The sequence below is a fragment of the Nostoc mirabile CHAB5784 genome (assembly GCF_020829645.1).
Classification (GTDB): Bacteria; Cyanobacteriota; Cyanobacteriia; order Cyanobacteriales; family Nostocaceae; genus Nostoc; species Nostoc mirabile.
The window spans coordinates 1-4,758 of sequence record NZ_JAIVFS010000086.1; the positions used below are offsets into that span (position 1 = coordinate 1).

Genomic DNA, 4,758 nt, shown 5'->3' on the forward strand with positions numbered 1-4,758 from the left:
GAGTGTAGAAGCTTGGTTGCACAGTGCAATGATTATCCATCTCCCTACGGTACATATTCAGTGTGAGTTGCAACGAAAGAAAGTAAAACGGACTGTAACAGCAGTTTGGAATCCGTTCACTAAAATTCTTGAGCCGCTTCGCTGTGAATTATCAGGAGAACCTGTTTACAATTTCTATTTAGATGACAAGTCAGCTAAAATTATCTCACCGACAGTCTGGAGAAAGTAATTTATGGCAACCAATTTACCTATGAAATTGTCACACTTGCCCAACACTTTACCATTAGATGGTGCTGTCCGCATCGAGCTAGTAGAAGGAGTGCCGATTTTTCGAGCTTCTAGCTTAGTACAGGGGCGAATTGAAGCATTATTAATTAAGCAAAAAGAATCTGCACTTACTTGTGAGGAAGAAAAAGAATTAGATGAATATGAGGAATTAGACGATTATCTGAGTTTGGTGAATCGGATGATCAGAAATTCATCATTAACTCAAAGCCAAAGTGAATTATAGGGAATTATAGGGAATTAAAGATTTGTCTGCGAATCGTTACATTAGTGAAGCTACTCAAAATCAAGTACGACAACGAGCAAGGTTTCTGTGCGAATACTGTCACGCATCGGAACAGTGGCAATATGTTTCTTTCACTGTAGACCATGTAATTCCTCTTACCAAAGGTGGTGCTAATTCAATTGATAATTTAGCTTTGGCTTGTTTCCATTGCAATCGCCAAAAATCAGATAAACTTAAATCCTTTGATGAAAAGTCGTTATCTGAAGTACCTTTATTCAATCCTCGCACTGATAGTTGGCCAGAACACTTTTTTTGGTCAACAGCTTGTACGAGCCAGACATCTTCTAAAAAATAGAACATGACAGACGTAATTTTTACCAACGGTTATGCATTACTCATTGGCATAGGTGCAGATTTACCCATCACTGTCAAAGATGCAACTGCCATAAGAGATGTACTGATTAATCGTGAATGCGCCGCTTATCCACCAGCACAGGTCACACTGCTCACCGAAACCTCGGCAACTCGGCAAAATATTCTTACAGCTTTTGACCAAATTATCACCAACGTAAATCAAAATCCTGATGCAACTGTCGTTATTTATTACTCTGGTCATGGTGGACACATCAAGCATACCAATGAATACTTCCTTGTTCCCTATGGCTATGACCCTAGCAAGCCCACAGACACAGCTATATCTGGTTTTGAGTTTACCCAAAAGATTGAGGCAATTACAGCGCGGAAGCTGGTAGTTTTATTAGATTGCTGTCATGCTAGCGGCGTTCCAGCTTTGAAAGAACCAGGAGAAACATTTGTTAAATCACCATTACCTCCTGAATTATTAAATGTACTAGCCACGGGAAGCGGTCGAGTTGTGGTTGCTTCTTCACGAGAAGATGAATATTCGTACACAGGTCAGCCTTATAGTGCTTTCACAGATTGCTTATTGGAAGCGTTGCAAGGCAAAGCAGCAGTGAATAAAGATGGCTATGCTCGTATTCTTGATGTTTTAGTTTACTTATTTGACCAAGTTCCTAAAAGAGCGTCGGGCCCCCAACACCCGTTTGTTAATAAAGTGCTGGAATTGGGCGATAATTTTCCCCTTTGCTACTACGCAGGTGGGAGTAAATTTTTACCTGGCGAAACTACAACTATTGAAACTAGTCCAATTTTTACTGGCTTTACTGCTGGACAGAAACGACGTTTACAACAGCAACTAGATACACTTCAGGCAGAATGGGATATTCGCAGCCTGAAAATCAAGCGGATGCGGTCAGATTTAGCTATTGAAGCTGGTACAGCAGTAAAGTTTCAATTAGAACAGCAGATGCTTGATGAAGAGGCAAAGCTAGCACATCTTAGCAATGAACTGGATCAGATCGAGTCTGCATTGCAACGATAAATCAACACTTTGCTGCTTAGACTATCTCATAAAAAGCCTGTTAGCCACTTGTACTGTGAAAGAAATCATCACCGGGGCAAATGCAACTACCTTGGGCAGAGTGAGTGACTGCTCTGTTGAGTTTAACTCGGTTGCTACTCGCACGCGAATACCTCCAACGCGCATGATTAGTTGTCACACTTTACTCTTAGCTGCGCTCACCCTCCATTCGCTTGTATGGGCCAGTGAAATTTTTCTCTAGCCCTATCTGATTATGTTTGAGAAAACTGGTATAATTTCTGAGTCACATTTGACACATCAGCTAAATGCAGATTTGATTCTGGGTAGAATGCATGAACTTCATGGCGAAAAATGCCTAGAAAGGTATCGATTTAGCTAATCAAGAGGCTGACAGTAGAGTTGCCGGAGAGTGAATATAAACCAACGACAGCGATCGGAAAAACAGCGAGATACCCTTCAAGCCGAGTGGGATCTGAGAAATGAGAAGTTAAAGCAGTTGCGGCTGGCTTTAGCAATTGAGGCTGGGGCTGCTGTTAAGTTTCAGTTACAACAACAAATCCAAGCTGAGGAAACAGAACTGAAACGGTTGAATGATGAATTACATACAATCGAGCAAGCTCTTTACACGGTGAATTTGGTCGAGTCTCCTACAATTGAGCCAGATCCTGACACGCCCAATTTGGTCAAGTCTCCTCCAATCGATCCAACTCCTTCCCCGCCAATTGTGGTCAAGCCTCCTATTCTTCCGAAGGCAGACTACCACCAACTCCGCGATTTATTGGAAAAAAAAGCGTGGCAAGAAGCAGACCAAGAGACAGTTCAGATTATTCTGCAAGTTGCTAGGAGACAAAAAGAAGGCTCGTTAAAAGCTAAGGATCTTAAAAATTTTTCCTGCTCAGATATCTGCATGATTGATCAACTTTGGATAGAAGCTAGTCAAGGTCAATTCGGCTTCAGTGTGCAAAGAAACATCTGGTTTAGCGTTGATGGACAACCAGGCAAGTTTGATCCTCCAATCTTTCGTAACTTCGGGGATAGTGTAGGTTGGCGAGTCAATGGTGATTGGTTAAGACATTATACGAGCTTAAATTTTTCCCAAGCTGCTCCAAAGGGACATTTGCCATCTTTGAGATTCCCTCATGCTGAAGGTGGAGCTTATTGGTTCGGGACATGGCAAGATAATTTCAAAGGCTTCTTGACTCTTATGGAAGATTGTTTGTCACGCTCCTCTTGATTGTAAGGTGGCGCACAAATCTGATTCAAAAAGTCGCTTCTGATCGCATGAGGTGCGTAAAATAACTGAACCTAAATTGTTAATAAACCCTGACTTTGCCGCTTTTTTTGCGAAAAAGGTCTTATCAGTGGTGATTTCACTATATGTAATTATCGGGAGAACTTAAATCTAGTAATTAAGCTTCAAAATTGGTCGGATGTAGTGCCTCTCTATCCAAAATTATTATGCAGTTTCAAAAATTACCTTCATATCTAGTTACACTAGCCGGCGTGGTAATACTGGGTGCTGTCAGCTTTTCAGCCAACCAACCAACTCAGGCATTCACCGCAAAGTCAACTGTACAAGTACCGCCTAAAAAAAGTTTAGCTAGTCAAGATAGGCAGTTAGCGATCGCGCCTCTAAGCAACTCATCTATTTTAGTAGCACAAATTTCACCCGTTGGCGGCATAGCAGTCATCCTTGTGATGTGTGGAATCGTGATTGGAGTGATCCTTGTACCAGGGATTGTCCAAGTTGGGCAAGATGAAATTGGAATTGTACGCAAAAATTTTGGTCGCCCAACTACCCGTTTGATTGCCCTTAAAAAAAACGAGATAGGATGGCAAGCTAAAACTCTTGATCCTGGATTGCATTGGTATTTTCCTTGGTTATTTGATATTCAGAAAAAGAATGCTATCTACATTGCTCCAGATAAAATTGGCATAGTTGAGGCAAAAGATGGTGATCCTGTATCACCTGGTCAAAACTTTGGAAAGGTAGTTGAGTGCAATAACTTTCAGAATGCACAGGCATTCTTTGAAAACAAGGGACAGAGAGGAAAGCAACGAGGGATTTTAAATACTGGTATCTATCGGATCAATACGGAACTATTTGACGTTGAAATCAAAGATGTTATTCGTATTCATGCAGACCAAGTTGGAATAGTTGAGGCAAAAGATGGTGATCCTGTATCACCTGGTCAAAACTTTGGCAAAGTTGTTGAGTGCAACGACTTCCAAGACGCACAGGCATTCTTTGACAATGGAGGACAGAGAGGGGAACAACTAGCCATCCTAACAACTGGTACTTACCAAATTAATACCGAACTCTTTAAAATTCAACGGGATTCACTCATCCGTATTGAGGCAGACCAAGTTGGAATAGTTGAGGCCAAAGATGGTGATCCTGTATCACCTGGTCAAAACTTTGGCAAAGTTGTTGAGTGCAACGACTTCCAAAATGCACAGGCATTCTTTGAAAACAAGGGACAGAGAGGAAAGCAACGAGGGATTTTAAATACTGGTATCTATCGGATCAATACGAAGCTATTTGTCGTCAAAGTTGAAAATGTTATTCGTATTCATGCAGACCAAGTTGGCATAGTTGAGGCAAAAGATGGCGCTACACCACCACCTGGTCAAAACTTTGGCAAAGTTGTTGAGTGCAATGACTTCCAAGACGCACAGGCATTCTTTGACAATGGAGGACAGAGAGGGAAACAACTAGCCATCCTAACAACTGGTACTTACCAAATTAATACCGAACTCTTTAAAATTCAACGGGATTCACTCATCCGTATTGAGGCGGGTGAAATTGGCATAATTGAGGCAAAAGATGGCGCTCTTCTACCGC

4 protein-coding genes and 2 pseudogenes are annotated in these 4,758 nt (G+C 41.6%); all 6 read left to right on the plus strand.

The features are described 5' to 3' along the window. Positions 1-229: pseudogene (locus tag LC653_RS33825) on the plus strand (hypothetical protein); the annotation flags it as partial. Between the two features lie 3 nt (positions 230-232). After that, positions 233-511 carry a hypothetical protein gene (locus LC653_RS33830; protein WP_229499122.1) on the plus strand — a complete coding sequence of 93 codons (279 nt, stop codon included), beginning with the start codon at positions 233-235 and terminating at the stop codon, positions 509-511. Between the two features lie 22 nt (positions 512-533). Continuing rightward, a complete protein-coding gene (locus LC653_RS33835; RefSeq protein WP_229499124.1) occupies positions 534-866 on the plus strand; it encodes an HNH endonuclease in 333 nt (110 codons plus the stop codon). A gap of 3 nt (positions 867-869) precedes the next feature. Next, a complete protein-coding gene (locus tag LC653_RS33840) occupies positions 870-1,913 on the plus strand; it encodes a caspase family protein (RefSeq protein ID WP_229499126.1) in 1,044 nt (347 codons plus the stop codon). A 409-nt stretch (positions 1,914-2,322) separates the two neighbouring features. After that, positions 2,323-3,147: a GUN4 domain-containing protein gene (locus LC653_RS46010; protein WP_229499128.1), complete on the plus strand. Its 825-nt coding sequence runs from the start codon at positions 2,323-2,325 to the stop codon at positions 3,145-3,147. Between the two features lie 224 nt (positions 3,148-3,371). Beyond that, a pseudogene (locus LC653_RS33850) lies at positions 3,372-4,758 on the plus strand (hypothetical protein); the annotation flags it as partial.

Excerpts from the sequence above, each read along its gene's own strand:
- LC653_RS33830 (WP_229499122.1), top strand. The coding sequence starts at position 233 with ATGGCAACCAATTTACCTATGAAATTGTCACACTTGCCCAACACTTTA.
- LC653_RS33840 (WP_229499126.1), top strand. The coding sequence starts at position 870 with ATGACAGACGTAATTTTTACCAACGGTTATGCATTACTCATTGGCATA.